Source organism: Amycolatopsis sp. N2S4-7, assembly GCF_058119595.1.
Map to the genome: position 1 here is coordinate 689,102 of NZ_CP172299.1, position 14,541 is coordinate 703,642.

The following is a 14,541-nucleotide window of genomic DNA, read 5'->3' on the forward strand; positions in this document are numbered from 1 at the left end:
GCGTGGGCGAGTCGAACTGGGCGGGGAACCACACCTACGGCGCGGACGCGGTCCTGACCCCGCGCACGGTCGGCGAGGTGCGGGAAGCCGTCGCGGCCGCGGACCGCGTCAAGGCGCTGGGCAGCCGGCACTGCTTCAACGACATCGCGGATTCGCCGGGCGGTGTCCTGCTCGACCTGAGCGCGCTCGACACCCCGGTGGAGATCCGCGAGCGCACGGTGACGGTCGGCGGGTCCGCGCGGTACGGGGACTTCGCGCAGCGGCTGCACGCGGCCGGGTTCGCCCTGCCCAACCTCGCATCGCTGCCGCACATCACGGTGGCCGGGAGCGTCGCGACCGGCACCCACGGCTCCGGGCGGCGGCAGCCGGGGCTGGCGTCCGCCGTCTCGGCGCTCGAGCTGGTCACCGCCGACGGCGAGCTCCGCACGTTCACCCGCGAGGACGACGTCTTCCCCGGGCTGGTCGTCGGCCTCGGCGCGGTCGGCGTCGTCACCCGGCTGACCCTCGACGTCGTGCCCGCGTTCGACGTCCGGCAGGACGTCTTCGACGGCCTCCCGTGGGAGGCGGCGTACCGGCACTTCGACGAGATCGAGGACGCCGGCTACAGCGTCAGCCTCTTCACGAACTGGGCGAACGACGTGGTCGACCAGGTGTGGGTCAAGAGCCGCGCCGACGATTTCACCGAGCGGGCCGGGCTGCACGGCGCGGTCCCCGCCGACGGGCCCCGCCACCCGGCGCACGCGGCGGGCATCCCGGCGGACAACTGCACACCGCAGCAGGGCGTTCCGGGCCCGTGGCACGAGCGGCTCCCGCACTTCGCGCTGGCGTTCACCCCGAGCGTCGGGGACGAGCTGCAGTCGGAGTACTTCGTGCCCTACGGCGACGCGGTGGCGGCGCTGCGGGCGGTCCGCGAGATCGGCGACCTGATCGCCCCGCTGCTGCTGGTGTCCGAAATCCGCGCGATCGCGGCCGACGACGGCTGGCTGAGCCCCTGCCACGGCGGCGACCGGGTGGCGCTGCACTTCACCTGGCAGCCGCGGCAACCGGAGGTCGAAGCGGTCCTCCCGGTCCTCGAGGACCGCCTGGCCCCGTTCGGCGCCCGCCCGCACTGGGGCAAGCTCTTCCACGGCGGCGGGCTCGAGGCGCTGTACCCGCGGATGGCCGATTTCCGGGAGCTGGCGGAGAGCCTCGACCCGGGCGGGAAGTTCCGGAACCCGTTCCTGCGCCGCCACGTCTTCGGCGGCTAGCCCGCCGGCGGGGCGGTGGTGGCGCGCACGATCAGGTACGTGTCCAGCACCTGGGTCGTGTGTTCGTCCGCTTCGCCGTCGAGCAGGCCCAGCAGGATGGTGACCGCCGCGCGGCCCGCCGCCTCCGTCGGCATCGCGATCGTCGTCAGCGGGGGTGCCGAGATGGCCGCGAAGACCAGGTCGTCGAAGCCCACCAGGCTGATTTCGTCCGGGACCGGCACCCCGCGGGCGTTGAGCCGCGCCAGCGCGCCGAAGGCCACCAGGTCGTTGTAGGCGACGATCGCCGTCACGTCCGCCGCCAGCGCCAGGTCCGCGCCCTGCAGCCCGCCCTCGAACACCGGCGGGAACGGGCCGAACTCGACGACGTCCGTGCCGTGCTGCCCGGCCGCCTCCGCGAGGCCCTGCTTGCGGGCGCGGTTCGCCCACGACGTCCGCGGCCCGCCGAGGTAGGCGCAGCGGCGGTGGCCCAGCGCCGCCAGGTGCTGGATCGCCTGCCGCATCCCGTCCGCGGCGTCCATCACGATCGACGGGATCCCCGGCACCTCGCGGTTCAGCAGCACCAGGGTGGTCTGCCCGGCGAGCGCGCGCAGCTGGTCGTCGGTCATGCTCGGGCTGCACAGCACCACGCCGTCGACCTGCTTGGCCATCCGGCGGACGAGGTTCTGCTCGGTCGCCGGGTCCTCGTCGCTGTTGGCGAACAGCACGGCGATGTCGTCCTGCCGAGCGCGGGCCTGGACGCCGTTGAGCACCCCGGTGAAGAACGGGTTGCCCAGGTCCGAGACCACGATGCCGATGTGCCCGGTGCGGACCGCCGGCAGCGGCTGGGGCGTCCCGGCGGCGTGGTAGCCGAGCTCGTTCGCCGCGGCCAGCACCCGGGTGCGCGTCTGCTGCCGGACCAGGTCCGGCGACGTGAACGCCCGCGAGACGGTCGAGATCGACACGTTGGCCCGGCGGGCGACGTCGTGAATGGTCACGGTCACGGCAACTCCTCGGCAGGCTCTGCGCAACATCATGGAAACGCCCGGCAGCGTTGTCAACAACGGCACTGCGTTGGGGGGAGCCGGGATCCGGCCGTCGCGGGGCGGCGCAGGGCCATTCGGCTGGGCTTCCGCTGAAAATCCTGCAAATCGTTGACCGGATTTTGCTGCAAATCGTACAACGGAAGCTCCGCCGTGTTCCCCGCTCCCGGGGCGCGGGCCCCTTCCGGACTTCGAGGTGCCTGATGACCAGGACATCCGTGCTTTCCCCGCGCGTTTTCGGCTCGGCCGCCGTCGCCGCGGCGCTGGCCGTGGCCGTCCCCGCCGGCGTCGCCCACGCCGCCTACGAAAGCTCGCCCGTCGGCTTCGGCGCCGGCACGACCGGCGGCGCCGGCGGCGAGACCGTCACCGTCACGACGGCTGCGGCGTTCACCAGCGCCGTGGCCGACGCGACGGCCCGGATCGTCCGGGTGAGCGGGAAGATCGCGCTCCCGAGCAAGAGCCAGGTGAAGATCGGCTCGAACAAGACGGTGCTCGGCGTCGGTTCCGCTTCGGGCTTCACCGGCGGCGGGCTGCGCGTGGACAAGGCGTCGAACGTGATCATCCGGAACCTCGTCATCGCGAAGGCGGTCGGCACCGACGCCATCCAGATCCAGGGCGGCGCCACGAAGGTGTGGGTGGACCACAACGACCTGTCGTCCGACCTGGACCACGGCAAGGACTACTACGACGGGCTGGTCGACATCAGCCACGGCGCGGACCGGATCACCGTGTCCTGGAACAAGTTCCACGACCACTACAAGGTCTCGCTCGTCGGGCACAGCGACAGCAACGCCGCCGAGGACACCGGCAAGCTGCACGTCACCTACAGCCACAACTGGTTCGAGACGGTGAACTCCCGGCTGCCGAGCCTGCGGTTCGGCACCGGGCACGCCTACGACAACTATTTCCACGCGGTCGGCGATTCCGCCGTGCATTCGCGGATGGGTGCGCAGTTCCTCGTGCAGAACAACGTCTTCGAGAGCACCAAGACCTGCATCGAAACCACCGGGGACAGTGACGTCGACGGTTACGTCAACGAGTCGGGCAACTCCTTCGGCGGCTGCGCCAACAAGATCACCCGGACCGGCAGCATGACGACGGCGCCGTACTCCTTCGCCCTGGAAGCGACTTCGACGGTCAAGGCCACCGTCACCGCGGGCGCGGGCACCGGCAGGATCTGAGGCGGCCGGGCGGGGCGGCCGGTTCGGGTAAGCGCTATCTCGAACCGGCCGCCGCCGTTCGGAGCAAGCCGATTTCGACGAATTCGACCGCACGACGGCGAATATTGACACCCTCGTCGGCCACGCCCTACGGTGACGACCGGAAGATTCTCCCGAACTGTCACCCATTCGTCAGTTCCGCGCGGCCCGGACGGGCCACGCCGATCGGAGACCCATGTCGGGGAGCAGGCGCCGCACCGTCGCGGACCCGCCGAAGCTGGCCGTCGTCGGCACGTCCGGCTACGCGTTCAGTTACCTGCACCGTGCGCGCATCCTGCACGACGAGGGCCTCGTCCGGTTCGCCGGCATGGCCGACATCCGGCCGCCGTCGGCCGCCGCGACCGCGCTGCTGCCCGAGGGTGGCACGGCGCACGTCGGCGTCGACAACCTGCTCCGCCGGTGCCGCCCCGACATCACGGTGGTCGCGACCCCGCCGCACGCGCACGTCCAGGTCGGCGGCGCGGTCCTGCGGGCGGGCAGCGACCTGCTGCTGGAAACCCCGCCGGTGCTCGACCTCGCCGGGTTCACCACGCTGTCCCGGCTGGCCGCCGAGAGCGGCGCGGCCTGCCAGACCGGGTTCCAGAGCTTCGGCTCCCCGGCGTTGCCCGTGCTCCAGGCGGCGATCGCGACCGGCAAGCTCGGCGACGTGGTCGGCGTCGGCGCGGCCGGGGCGTGGATCCGCACCGACGCCTACTACCGCCGCAACCCGTGGGCGGGCCGTCGCTGGCTCGACGGCGAGGCCGTCGTCGACGGCGCCCTGACCAACCCCTTCTCCCACGCCGTGGCCACCGCACTGCTCGTCGGCGGGGTCGCCGGGCGCGACCCGGCCGAGATCGCCCTCGAGCTCTACGGCACCCGCGACATCGAGGCCGACGACACGGCGTGCCTGCGCATCCGGTTCGGCGAGGGGCCCGAGATCGTCGTCGCCGCGTCGCTGTGCGCCGAGCAGGACCACGAGCCCTACGTCGTCGTGCACGGCGACCGGGGACGGGCGAAGTTCTGGTACAAGAGCCACCGCCTGGAGCTCGACGACGAGCGGGTCCACCTCGGCGAACCGGCCGACCTGCTGCGCAACCTGGTCGCCCACCACCTCGACCCGGCCGGGGTGCCGCTGCTCGCGCCGCTGTCGGGTACCCGGGCCTTCGCCTCGGTGGTCGAGGCGGTGCGGGACGCGCCTTCGCCCTCGCGCATCCCGGCGGGCTGGATCCGCACGGTCGGCGAAGGGGCGAGCCGGCACCCGGTGGTGCGCGGGATCGGCGAAGAGGTCGCCGTCGCCGCGGACCGGCTGGCGTTGTTCTCCGAAATCGGCGTCCCCTGGGCGAGCGCCGAACGACGGCCGGAGACCCCGAAGGCGGGGACCGCCGAACGCACCGGATGAGGCAGGCCGGTGCCCCCGCGCTGGCAGCCCCGATCTCGCCCCGGTTGCTGTAAGCGCTTTCTCGACGTGCCTGCCGAACGCTGAAAATACTGCTGCACAAGGGGTATTGCGCCGTATTGCCCGTTGACAGCGGTGCGGCGGACTGCCTACCGTGAGCGCGCTGACAGCGTTTTCAGAAAACAGCTGACCGGCTGAGGACGGAGAGCTCGATGGGTCGGAAATCTGCGCACAGGACCAAGGGGCGCGGGGTCGCCGCGCTGGCCGTGGTGGTCCCGCTGCTGCTGACCGGGGTGGCCGCGTGCGGCTCGGATTCCGGTGCGGACGGCGGGGACGTGACCATCAACTTCGTCTGGTGGGGGAGTGACGGCCGGGCGAACCTGACCAAGAAGGCCGTCGAGCTCTTCCAGCAGAAGAACCCGAAGATCAAGGTGCAGACGTCGTTCTCGGCGTACGCGGCCTACTGGGAGAAGCTCGCGACGCAGACGGCCGGGGGCAAGCCGCCGGACGTGCTCAACGTCGACACCCGCTACCTGGCCGAGTACGGCGGGCGCAACGTCCTGGCCGACCTCAACTCCGGCGCCGGCAAGGCGATCTCACTCGCCGACATCAACCCCGAGCTGGCCGCGACCGGGGTGTACCAGGGCAAGCGCTACGCCGTGCCGTGGGCGCAGAACACCCCGGCGATGATCTACGACCCGGCCGCGTTCACCGCCGCCGGGGCGGACCCGGCGAAGGGGCTGAGCTGGGACCAGTACGCCCAGGCGACCGAGAAGGTCAGCGCCGCCGGCGGGTTCGCCGCGCGCGGCGCGACCGACTTCGGCATCCTCGACACGACGCTGGAGATCTGGCTGCGCCAGCAGGGCAAGCAGTTCTACACGCCGGAGGGCAAGCTCGGCTTCACCGCCGACGACCTCCGCCGCTACTGGCAGCTCGCGGGCCGGTTCCGCGACGCCAAGGGCACCTCGCCCGCCGACGTGACGGCGTCCTACAACACCTCGCCCGAGCAGTCCCCGCTCGGCAAGAAGCTGACCAGCTCGGAGTTCGCCTACGACAACCTCCTGCCCGCCTACAAGAAGGCGAACGGCAAGGAGCTGAACGTGGCGCCGTACCCGACCGACGTGGCCGGCAACACCGGGCAGTACCGGCGGCCGTCGATGTTCCTCGCCGTCTCCGCCCGCAGCCAGCAGCAGGAGGCGGCGGCGAAGCTCGTCGACTTCCTGGTCAACGACGCGGAGGTCGGCAAGATCGTCGGCACCGACCGCGGCCTGGCGCCCAACCTCAAGGTCCGCGCCCAGCTCGCGGCGTCGGCGACGGGCGACGACAAGACGCTCTACGACTTCGAAGCCGCCCTCGAACCGAAGCTCGGCGCCGCACCACCGGTGCCGCCGAAGGGCGCCGGCGCGATCCAGAAGCTCCTGCAGCGCACGTACGAGGAAATCGCGTTCGGCCGGATGGGCATCGACGACGCGGTGAACCGGTTCATGTCCGAAGCCGAGAAGGGACTGTCCTAGCCGATGACGACCCTGCGCACCCCGGACCCGCCGGTCGCGTCGGGGGACTCGCCTGTGCGCGTCCGCCGGCGGGACCGGCCGGCCGGGCGCCGCCGCAAGACCCAGCCGGAGGCCTTCGCCTTCCTCACCCCGTGGCTGCTCGGGGCGGTGGCGCTGACCGTCGGCCCGATGGTCGTCTCGCTCTACCTGTCGTTCACCGACTACGACATGTTCACGTCGCCGCAGTGGGTCGGGTTCGGCAACTTCACGCACATGTTCACCGACGACAACCGCTACCTGCAGTCGGTGAAGGTCACGTCGATCTACGTCCTGGTGTCGGTGCCGCTGAAGCTCACGGTGTCGCTGCTGGTGGCGATGCTGCTCAACACCCGCCGCGGGGCGAACGGCTTCTACCGCGCCGCGTTCTACGCGCCGTCGCTGCTGGGGGCGAGCGTCGCCGCGGCGCTGGTGTGGCGGGCGCTGTTCATGGGCGGCGGCCCGGTGAACGAGATCCTCGCGTTCTTCGGCTGGCACACGCCGAGCTGGGTCGACGACCCGCAGTTCAGCCTCGCCTCGATCGTGCTGCTCGGGGTGTGGCAGTTCGGCGCGCCGATGGTGATCTTCCTGGCCGGGCTGAAGCAGATCCCGGCGGAGCTGCACGAAGCCGCCGCGATCGACGGCGCGGGCGCGTTCCGCCGGTTCCGGCACATCACGCTGCCGATGCTGTCCCCGGTGATCTTCTTCAACCTGGTGATGGAGGCGATCCACGCGTTCCAGGCGTTCACGCCGGCGTTCGTCATCGGCGGCGGCCGCGGCGGCCCGGCCGACGCGGACCTGTTCTACACGCTCTACCTGTTCGAGGTCGGCTTCCAGGACTTCCGCATGGGCTACGCGTCCGCGATGGCGTGGGTATTGCTGGCGGTGATCGCGATCGTCACGGCGATCGTGTTCCGCACGGCGAAGCTGTGGGTGTTCTACGACGACGCCGAAGACACCGGGGGGCGGAAATGACCGTGCTGCCCCGCACGGCCCGCTCGGCGGGCTGGCACGTGCTGTGCCTCGTGATCGTCGCGGTGGTGCTGTACCCGCTGGTGTGGCTGGCGTTCGCGTCGGTCAAGCCGCCGGACGAGATCCTCTCGCGGCTGGCGCTGCTGCCGACCCGGTTCGTCTTCGACGGCTACACGAAGGGCTGGGAAGGCGCGGCGGACGTCGGGTTCGGCCGGTTCTTCCTCAACTCCTTCCTCGTGGCCGGGTTGTCGGTCGTCGCCAACGTCCTGTCCTGCTCATTGGCCGCGTACGCCTTCGCCCGGCTGAACTTCCGGTTCCGCGGCGCGCTGTTCGCGTTCATGATCACGACGCTGATGCTGCCCTACCACGTCACGCTGATCCCGCAGTACGTGATCTTCCAGCAGGCCGGGCTGGTCAACACGTTCGTCCCGCTGATCCTGCCGAAGCTCCTCGCGACCGAGGCGTTCTTCGTGTTCCTCATCGTCCAGTTCATGCGCGGGATCCCGCGGGAGCTCGACGAAGCCGCGATCATCGACGGCTGCTCGGTCTACCGGACGTTCTGGCACGTGGTGCTGCCGCTGTCGAAACCGGCGCTGGTGACGACGTCGATCTTCACGTTCATCTGGACCTGGAACGACTTCTTCACGCAGATGGTGTACCTGAACGACACGGAGAAGTTCACCGTGCCGCTCGGCCTGCGGCTGTTCGTGGACACCAGCAGCCAGTCCAACTTCGGCGCGATGTTCGCGATGTCCGCGCTCGCGCTCGTCCCGATCGTGCTGTTCTTCCTCGCCTTCCAGCGCCTGCTGGTCGAAGGCGTCAGCACCAGCGGCCTGAAGGGGTGAGGCGATGCGCAGCGCAACCGCGCGGACGAACTGGCGCGCCGGGTTGGGGGACTTCTCGGACTGCCTGCTGGCCGGGCTCCTGGTGGCGCTCGCGTCGGTGCCGGTGGTGACGGCGGGTCCGGCGTTCACGGCGGGCTGCCGGGTCGTCGACCGGCTCCGCCACGACCTCGGACGTCCACTGTGGACGACGTTCTGGGCCGACTTCCGCGAGGCGGCCCGCGGCGGGGTGCCGTTCGGGCTGGGGTGCCTCACGGCGGTGGTGCTGTTCGCGGTGGACCTGGAGGTCGTGGCCGCGATGCCGGGAGCGGGTGCGCTGCGGGCGGCGTTGTGGCTGCTGGCCGCGGCCGGTGCGGTGGTCGCGGTGCGAACCTGCGAGGTGGTGGCGACGGGTGGTCTCGCCTGGCGCGAGGCGAAGACGGCGGCCGGAGCGGCGGGTGGCGGCAGCGGTGGTCCGGCTTCGCCCCGCGCGGCGAACCCCGCAGCCGGTCGCCCGGTCTGGCGCCGGGCATTCGTCACCGCGGCGCGGGAAACCGCCGCGTCGCCGCGGAACGCGCTGCTCCTGGCCGCCGCCATCGGGCTCGCCGCCCTGCTCGTCTGGATGCTGCCGATCCTGGCGCTCGTGGTGGCCGGGCCCCTCGCCCTGGCCGCGGTGGCGACCGGCGGCCGCCGATGATCCCTGGGGTGGTCGTCTTCGGTACGGCCGGTTACGCGGGGCAGCACCTGCGCCGTGCCCGCGCGCTGCACGACCGGGGCGAGATCGTCCTCGCCGGGGCGTGCGACATCCGCGAACCACCGGCGGAGGCCCGCGCGCTGCTGCCCGCGGGCGCGGTGGTCACCCGGGACCCGGCCGAGCTGCTGGCCCGCACGACCCCGGACATCGCCGTCGTGGCGACCCCGCCGCACACCCACCTGCCCCTCGCAAAACTCGCCCTCGCCGCGGGCTGCCACCTGCTCGTCGAGAAACCGCCGGTGCTCGACCTCGCGGCCTTCGACGAACTGGCCCAGCTCGCGCGAAACCGCGGCCGCGCCTGCCAGACCGGCTTCCAGAGCTTCGGCTCCGCCGCCGTCCCCGTGGTCCGGGCGGCGATCGAAACCGGCGGGATCGGCACGGTCACCGGGATCGCCGCGGCCGGCGCGTGGATCCGGCGGGACCGGTACTTCGCGCGCACCGGGTGGGCGGGCCGCCGCCGCGTCGGCGGGCAGCCGGTGGTCGACGGCGCGCTGACCAACCCCTTCGCCCACGCCGTGGCGACCGCGTTGCTGGTCAACGGCACCGCGGAGGACCTGCCGGAGCGGACCACCGTCGAGCTGTACCGGGCCCGGGACATCGAGTCGGACGACACCGCGTGCGCGCGCCTGAGCTTCGCCGGGGCGCCGGACGTCGTCGCCGCGGCCACGCTCGACGCCGAGGCCGACCACGAGCCGTATGTGCTCGTCCACGGCACCGAAGGGCGGATCCGCTGGCACTACAAGACCGACCTCGTCGTCGTGGGCGATGCGAAAGCACCGGTCGGCCCGCCGCGGGACCTGCTGGCCAACCTCGTCGACCACGTCCGCGACGGCGTCCCCCTGCTGGCGCCGTTGGCCGCGACCCGCGCGTTCACCGCGCTGGTGGAGGCGGTGCGCGACGCCCCCGAGCCGCTGCCGCTGCCCACCGAGTGGGTCCACGCCGTGGGCGCCGGCCCGGACCGGCACTTCGTCGTGCCGGGCGTCGACCGCGACGTCGACTCCGCGGCCGACCGGCTCGCGCTCTTCTCCGAACTCGCCCTGCCCTGGACCGGCGCCGGTACTCGCGCCTGAAAGAGAGGTGATGGCGGTGCGTCGCCACGCGATCGTCGGCCTGGGTTCCCGGGCCCAGCTGTTCGCCCGGGCACTGGCCGCGTCGCCGCGGGCGGAGCTCGCGGCCTTCTGCGACCACAACGAAACCCGCATGCGCGTCCACAACGGCTGGCTCGGCACGCAAATCCCGGGCTACCGGCCGGAGGACTTCGCCGCGATGCTGGCGAAGGAGCGCGTCGACGTCGTCGTGGTCTGCACGCCGGACCACACGCACGCCGATTACGTCGTCTCCGCCCTCGAAGCAGGCTGTGACGTCGTCACCGAAAAGCCCATGACGACCGACGTCGACGGCGCGCGGCGGATCCTCGCGGCCCGGCGCGAGACCGGCCGCTCGGTGCGGGTCGCCTTCAACTACCGGTACAACCCGGTGCACCGCCGGGTGCGGGAGCTGCTCGCCGCCGGCTCGATCGGCGAGGTCGGTTCGGTCGAGTTCAGCTGGCTGCTCGACACCGCCCATGGCGCCGACTACTTCCGGCGCTGGCACCGCGACAAGGCCCACTCGGGCGGGCTGCTCGTGCACAAGTCCGGGCACCACTTCGACCTGGTCAACTGGTGGCTCGGCAGCGGACCCGAGACGGTGTTCGCGCTGGGGCGCCTGTTCTTCTACGGCGAGGAAAACGGACGGCGGCACGGCAGGCGCACCGGCTACGCCCGGGGCACCGGGGCCGGCGACGACCCGTTCGCGCTCGACCTCGAGCGGTCGCCGCGGCTGCGGGCGCTCTACCGGGACGCCGAGGCCGAGGACGGCTACCTCCGGGACCGGAACGTGTTCGCCCCCGGCGTCACCATCGAGGACGACCTGTCGGTGCTCGTCCGCCACCGCGGCGGCGCGGTGCTGAACTACCACCTGCACGCCTACTCGCCGCGCGAGGGCTACCGCGTCGCGTTCTCCGGAAGCCAAGGACGGCTCGAGCTCGACGTCCGGGAAAACGACCACGCGATCGGCGCGGCCAAGTCCGTCGCGGACCTGCCGCCGGGCGTGGTGCCCGAGCCGGGCCGCGCGCGGCTCACCCTGCAGCGGCACTGGGCGCCGCCCGAGGTCGTGCTCGACGAGCCGCTCGGCGAGGGGCACGGCGGCGGGGACGAGCGGATGCTCGCCGAGCTGCTCGGCGACGCGGGGCCGGACCCGCTCGGCTGCGCGGCGGACCACGACGCCGGCCTGCAGGCCCTGCTCACCGGGCTGGCCGCCAACCGGTCGCTGGCCACCGGCCGGCCGGTCGGCGTCGACGACCTGCTCGGGGAAATCGGGGAACCGGCGTGAGCCGGGCGGCGGTGGGGGACGGAACGTTGGAGCTGGCCGAGGAGGACGACGGCCGGGTGCGCGTCCGCCTCGGCGACGTCGTGCTGGCCGAGTACGTGGTCGTGCCGCCGACCCCGGCCGGGGACTCGCCGAAGCCGTACCTGCACCCGCTGCGCACCACCGCGGGGGAGGTCGTGACCGCGGTCCGGCCGCACGACCACACCTGGCACAACGGCCTGCAGTTCACCATGGCCCACCTGTCGGGGGAGAACTTCTGGGGCGGCCGGACCTACGTGCGCGGCCGCGGCTACACGCCGCTGGACAACAACGGCACGGTGGGCCACGTCCGCTGGGAAAGCATCGTCTGCGCGGCCGGGCACTGCGAACTGCGGCACGAGCTCGCCTGGCGCACCGCGTCCGGGCGGCGCTGGCTCACCGAGCACCGGACGCTGCGCTTCGGCGACGTCTCGCTCGCGGGCGGGCACTGGACGCTCACCTGGTCCAGCCGGCTGCGCAACACCAGCGGCCGCGAACTGCGCTGGGGGAGCCCGGTGACCGAAGGGCGCGACACCGCCGGGTACGGCGGGCTGTTCTGGCGCGGTCCGCGCTCGTTCGTCGGCGGCGAAGTCCGGACGTCGGACGGCCTGACGGCGGCGGAGGCGATGGGGCACCGGGCGCCGTGGCTCGCCTTCACCGGGCAGCACGACGAGAGCCTGCGGACCTCGACGCTGCTGTTCGCCGACAGCCCGGCGAACCCGGCCCACCCGACGGCGTGGTACGTCCGGGCCGAGCCGTTCCCGGTGGTCAGCTTCGCCGCCACCTACCACCGGCCGTGGCTGCTCGAACCGGGCGAAGAGCTGACGCTGACCCACCACGTCGTCGTCATCGACGGCGCACCCGGCCCGGCCCGGCTGGCTGAGCTCGCGGCGATGGAGCCGCGTAACGACTGAAGGAGCCGATATGCGCTGGAAGGCTTTCGCGGGGTGCCTCGCCCTGCTCGGATTCACCCTCACGGCCGCGCCGGCGGCGGCGCACGGCCTCGACCCCGGCCGGGTGGTGCTCGGTGCGCACGACGGCTGGGCCGCGGCGACCACCGGGACGACCGGCGGCGCGGCGGCCGCGCCCGGCGACGTCCACACGGTGACCAAGCGCTCGGAGCTGGCCGCCGCGCTGGCGGCGCACCCGGGCGCGCCGAAGATCATCTACGTCCGCGGGACGATCGAGGGCAACGTGGACGCCCAGGACCGGCCGATGAGCTGCGCCGACTTCGCCGACCCCGGCTACAGCCTGCCCGCCTACCTGGCCGCGTACGACCCCTCGACGTGGGGGAAGGTCGAACCGTCGGGGCCGCTGGAGGAGGCACGGGCGCGGTCGCAGGCCAACCAGGCCGCGCAGGTGGTGCTCGACGTCGGGCCGAACACCACGATCGTCGGGCTCGGCGGCCGCGCCACCCTGCACGGGCTGACGCTGCGGGTCACCGGGGACAACGTGATCCTGCGCAACCTCGGCTTCGCCGACGCGCACGACTGCTTCCCGCAGTGGGACCCCCTCGACGGCGCCGACGGCAACTGGAACTCCGAGTACGACAACGTCGACCTGGTCGGCGCGACCCACGTCTGGGTCGACCACAACGACTTCGGCGACGGCGGGAACACGGAGCAGCCCACGTACTTCGGCCGGAAGTACGAGATCCACGACGGGCTCCTGGACATCGTCAACGGCTCGGACCTCGTCACGGTGTCGTACAACCGGCTGCACGACCACGACAAGACGATGCTCATCGGCAACACCGACAAGCCGACCTACGACGTCGGCAAGCTGCGCGTCACCCTGCACCACAACCTGTTCTCCGAGATCGGGCAGCGCGCGCCGCGGGTGCGCTATGGGCAGGTGCACGTCTACGACAACCTTTACGTGGTCGGGGATCCCGCCGCCTACACCTATTCGCTGGGCGTCGGGGTCGAGTCCCGGATCTACGCGGAGAACAACTTCTTCCGGATCCCGGCCGGGCTGCCCCTGGGCGCGCTGGTCCACTACTGGAAGGGGACGGTCCTGCACGCGACCGGCACGCTGGTGGCCGCCGGCGCGGCGTGGCCCCGCCCGGTGGACCTGCTGGCCGAGTACAACGCGGCCGACGACCCGGACCTCGGCCCGGACGTCGGCTGGACCCCGAGCCTGGTCGAGCGCCTCGACCCGGCGTGGCAGGTGCCGGTCCGGGTGCTCGCCGGCGCCGGGCCGAAGGATCGCTGAACATTCGACACTTTCGGTGTTTTCTGAAAACCCGGGCCGGTGGCGACCATCCGGGCGACATGCCCGCCGCTGCGGCGAACGACATTGACACGGACTGCCGCCAACCCGAAACTCGGTGACGAGAAAGCGCTTTCACAACCCGGTCGGACGTTTTCGTCAGCGCCGATTGAAGAACCAGACCAGGGAGTGATGAATGGTTTCCCCAGCGATATCCCGGTGGTTGCGGGCAACGGCGGTCGCGGCGCTCGCGGTGTCCGCCGTGGTCGGCACCGGTGCCACCGCGTCGGCCGCCTCGTGGCCCAATCCCGGCACGAGCGTGCCGGTGGGTGCGAAGATCAAGGTCACCAGCGGCACCTACGACGGCGGCCTCAAGCGGTTCTACGGCACCGGCGACCTCGGTTCCGGTGGCCAGGACGAAGGGCAGAGCCCGCTCTTCGAACTCGCCAACGGCACCACCCTCAAGAACGTCGTCCTGGGCAGCCCGGCCGCCGACGGCGTGCACTGCCTCGGCACCTGCACGCTGCTCAACGTCTGGTGGGAGGACGTCGGCGAGGACGCGGCGACCTTCAAGGGCACGTCGTCGTCGCAGACCATGACCATCGACGGCGGCGGCGCGCGCAAGGCGTCGGACAAGGTCTTCCAGCACAACGGCCCCGGCACCATGTACATCCGCAACTTCCAGGTCAACGACTTCGGCAAGCTGTACCGCTCCTGCGGCAACTGCGGGACGCAGTACAAGCGCAACGTCGTCGTCGACAACGTCACCGCCACCGTGCCCGGCAAGGCCCTGGTCGGCATCAACACCAACTACGGCGACACCGCGAAGCTGACGAGGATCACCATCGTCGGCGACTCGAGCCGCAAGATCGAGCCCTGCCAGAAGTACAAGGGCGTGACCAGCGGCGAGCCGACGAAGATCGGCAGCGGCCCGGACTCGACGAACTGCCTCTACACCGCGGCCAACATCACCTACAAGTAACCGACCCACGCCGGGGGTGGCGGCCG

General features: G+C 71.9%; 14 protein-coding genes. 12 read left to right on the forward strand and 2 right to left on the reverse strand.

Translation table 11 applies throughout. The features are described 5' to 3' along the window. Positions 1-2 precede the first annotated feature (2 nt). Positions 3-1,247, forward strand: a complete 1,245-nt coding sequence (locus tag ACH54P_RS03240; RefSeq protein WP_489910815.1) for an FAD-binding protein — start codon at positions 3-5, stop codon at positions 1,245-1,247. On the opposite strand, the gene ACH54P_RS03245 is transcribed toward ACH54P_RS03240, so the two are convergent. After that, the gene (locus tag ACH54P_RS03245) at positions 1,244-2,227 is read right to left on the reverse strand and encodes a LacI family DNA-binding transcriptional regulator (RefSeq protein ID WP_489910816.1); all 984 of its coding nucleotides are present in this window, start codon (positions 2,225-2,227) and stop codon (positions 1,244-1,246) included. The two genes, ACH54P_RS03240 and ACH54P_RS03245, sit on opposite strands and share 4 nt — an antisense overlap. A 242-nt stretch (positions 2,228-2,469) precedes the next feature. Between ACH54P_RS03245 and ACH54P_RS03250 the strand changes: the two genes are divergently transcribed. From ACH54P_RS03250 to ACH54P_RS03295, 10 genes are all read left to right on the forward strand, one after another. Further along, the gene (locus ACH54P_RS03250) at positions 2,470-3,447 is read left to right on the forward strand and encodes a pectate lyase family protein (RefSeq protein ID WP_489910817.1); all 978 of its coding nucleotides are present in this window, start codon (positions 2,470-2,472) and stop codon (positions 3,445-3,447) included. 214 nt (positions 3,448-3,661) lie between these two features. Further along, positions 3,662-4,864, forward strand: a complete 1,203-nt coding sequence (locus tag ACH54P_RS03255; RefSeq protein WP_489910818.1) for a Gfo/Idh/MocA family protein — start codon at positions 3,662-3,664, stop codon at positions 4,862-4,864. Positions 4,865-5,073: 209 nt separating this feature from the next. Next, entirely contained in the window at positions 5,074-6,375 is a 1,302-nt protein-coding gene (locus ACH54P_RS03260; RefSeq protein ID WP_489910819.1) for an ABC transporter substrate-binding protein, read from the forward strand. 3 nt (positions 6,376-6,378) lie between these two features. After that, a complete protein-coding gene (locus ACH54P_RS03265; RefSeq protein ID WP_489910820.1) occupies positions 6,379-7,365 on the forward strand; it encodes a carbohydrate ABC transporter permease in 987 nt (328 codons plus the stop codon). Beyond that, on the forward strand, positions 7,362-8,207 hold the full coding sequence (locus tag ACH54P_RS03270; RefSeq protein WP_489910821.1) for a carbohydrate ABC transporter permease: 846 nt from the start codon (positions 7,362-7,364) through the stop codon (positions 8,205-8,207). Before ACH54P_RS03265 ends, ACH54P_RS03270 begins: the two co-directional genes overlap by 4 nt. Before the next feature lie 4 nt (positions 8,208-8,211). After that, complete coding sequence (locus ACH54P_RS03275) at positions 8,212-8,880, forward strand: DUF624 domain-containing protein (protein ID WP_489910822.1); 669 nt, start codon at positions 8,212-8,214, stop codon at positions 8,878-8,880. Beyond that, the gene (locus ACH54P_RS03280; RefSeq protein ID WP_489910823.1) at positions 8,877-10,007 is read left to right on the forward strand and encodes a Gfo/Idh/MocA family protein; all 1,131 of its coding nucleotides are present in this window, start codon (positions 8,877-8,879) and stop codon (positions 10,005-10,007) included. The genes ACH54P_RS03275 and ACH54P_RS03280 overlap by 4 nt, the downstream gene beginning before the upstream one ends. A 10-nt stretch (positions 10,008-10,017) precedes the next feature. Next, positions 10,018-11,307, forward strand: coding sequence for a Gfo/Idh/MocA family oxidoreductase (locus ACH54P_RS03285; RefSeq protein WP_489910824.1), 1,290 nt, complete (start codon positions 10,018-10,020; stop codon positions 11,305-11,307). Next, positions 11,304-12,236 carry a DUF6807 domain-containing protein gene (locus tag ACH54P_RS03290; protein WP_489910825.1) on the forward strand — a complete coding sequence of 311 codons (933 nt, stop codon included), beginning with the start codon at positions 11,304-11,306 and terminating at the stop codon, positions 12,234-12,236. Before ACH54P_RS03285 ends, ACH54P_RS03290 begins: the two co-directional genes overlap by 4 nt. A 10-nt stretch (positions 12,237-12,246) precedes the next feature. Then, on the forward strand, positions 12,247-13,536 hold the full coding sequence (locus tag ACH54P_RS03295; RefSeq protein WP_489910826.1) for a pectate lyase family protein: 1,290 nt from the start codon (positions 12,247-12,249) through the stop codon (positions 13,534-13,536). A gap of 156 nt (positions 13,537-13,692) precedes the next feature. Here the strand turns inward: ACH54P_RS03295 and ACH54P_RS03300 are convergent, their stop codons facing one another. Then, positions 13,693-13,881 carry a hypothetical protein gene (locus tag ACH54P_RS03300; protein ID WP_489910827.1) on the reverse strand — a complete coding sequence of 63 codons (189 nt, stop codon included), beginning with the start codon at positions 13,879-13,881 and terminating at the stop codon, positions 13,693-13,695. On the opposite strand from ACH54P_RS03300, the gene ACH54P_RS03305 reads away from it, so the two are divergent. Continuing rightward, positions 13,859-14,515 carry a pectate lyase gene (locus tag ACH54P_RS03305; protein ID WP_489910828.1) on the forward strand — a complete coding sequence of 219 codons (657 nt, stop codon included), beginning with the start codon at positions 13,859-13,861 and terminating at the stop codon, positions 14,513-14,515. The two genes, ACH54P_RS03300 and ACH54P_RS03305, sit on opposite strands and share 23 nt — an antisense overlap. Positions 14,516-14,541: the final 26 nt, after the last annotated feature.

Bases quoted from the DNA above. Each gene is read 5' to 3' on its own strand.
- ACH54P_RS03250 (WP_489910817.1), top strand. From the start codon at position 2,470: ATGACCAGGACATCCGTGCTTTCCCCGCGCGTTTTCGGCTCGGCCGCC.
- ACH54P_RS03255 (WP_489910818.1), top strand. From the start codon at position 3,662: ATGTCGGGGAGCAGGCGCCGCACCGTCGCGGACCCGCCGAAGCTGGCC.
- ACH54P_RS03260 (WP_489910819.1), top strand. From the start codon at position 5,074: ATGGGTCGGAAATCTGCGCACAGGACCAAGGGGCGCGGGGTCGCCGCG.
- ACH54P_RS03265 (WP_489910820.1), top strand. From the start codon at position 6,379: ATGACGACCCTGCGCACCCCGGACCCGCCGGTCGCGTCGGGGGACTCG.
- ACH54P_RS03270 (WP_489910821.1), top strand. From the start codon at position 7,362: ATGACCGTGCTGCCCCGCACGGCCCGCTCGGCGGGCTGGCACGTGCTG.
- ACH54P_RS03275 (WP_489910822.1), top strand. From the start codon at position 8,212: ATGCGCAGCGCAACCGCGCGGACGAACTGGCGCGCCGGGTTGGGGGAC.
- ACH54P_RS03280 (WP_489910823.1), top strand. From the start codon at position 8,877: ATGATCCCTGGGGTGGTCGTCTTCGGTACGGCCGGTTACGCGGGGCAG.
- ACH54P_RS03285 (WP_489910824.1), top strand. From the start codon at position 10,018: ATGGCGGTGCGTCGCCACGCGATCGTCGGCCTGGGTTCCCGGGCCCAG.
- ACH54P_RS03295 (WP_489910826.1), top strand. From the start codon at position 12,247: ATGCGCTGGAAGGCTTTCGCGGGGTGCCTCGCCCTGCTCGGATTCACC.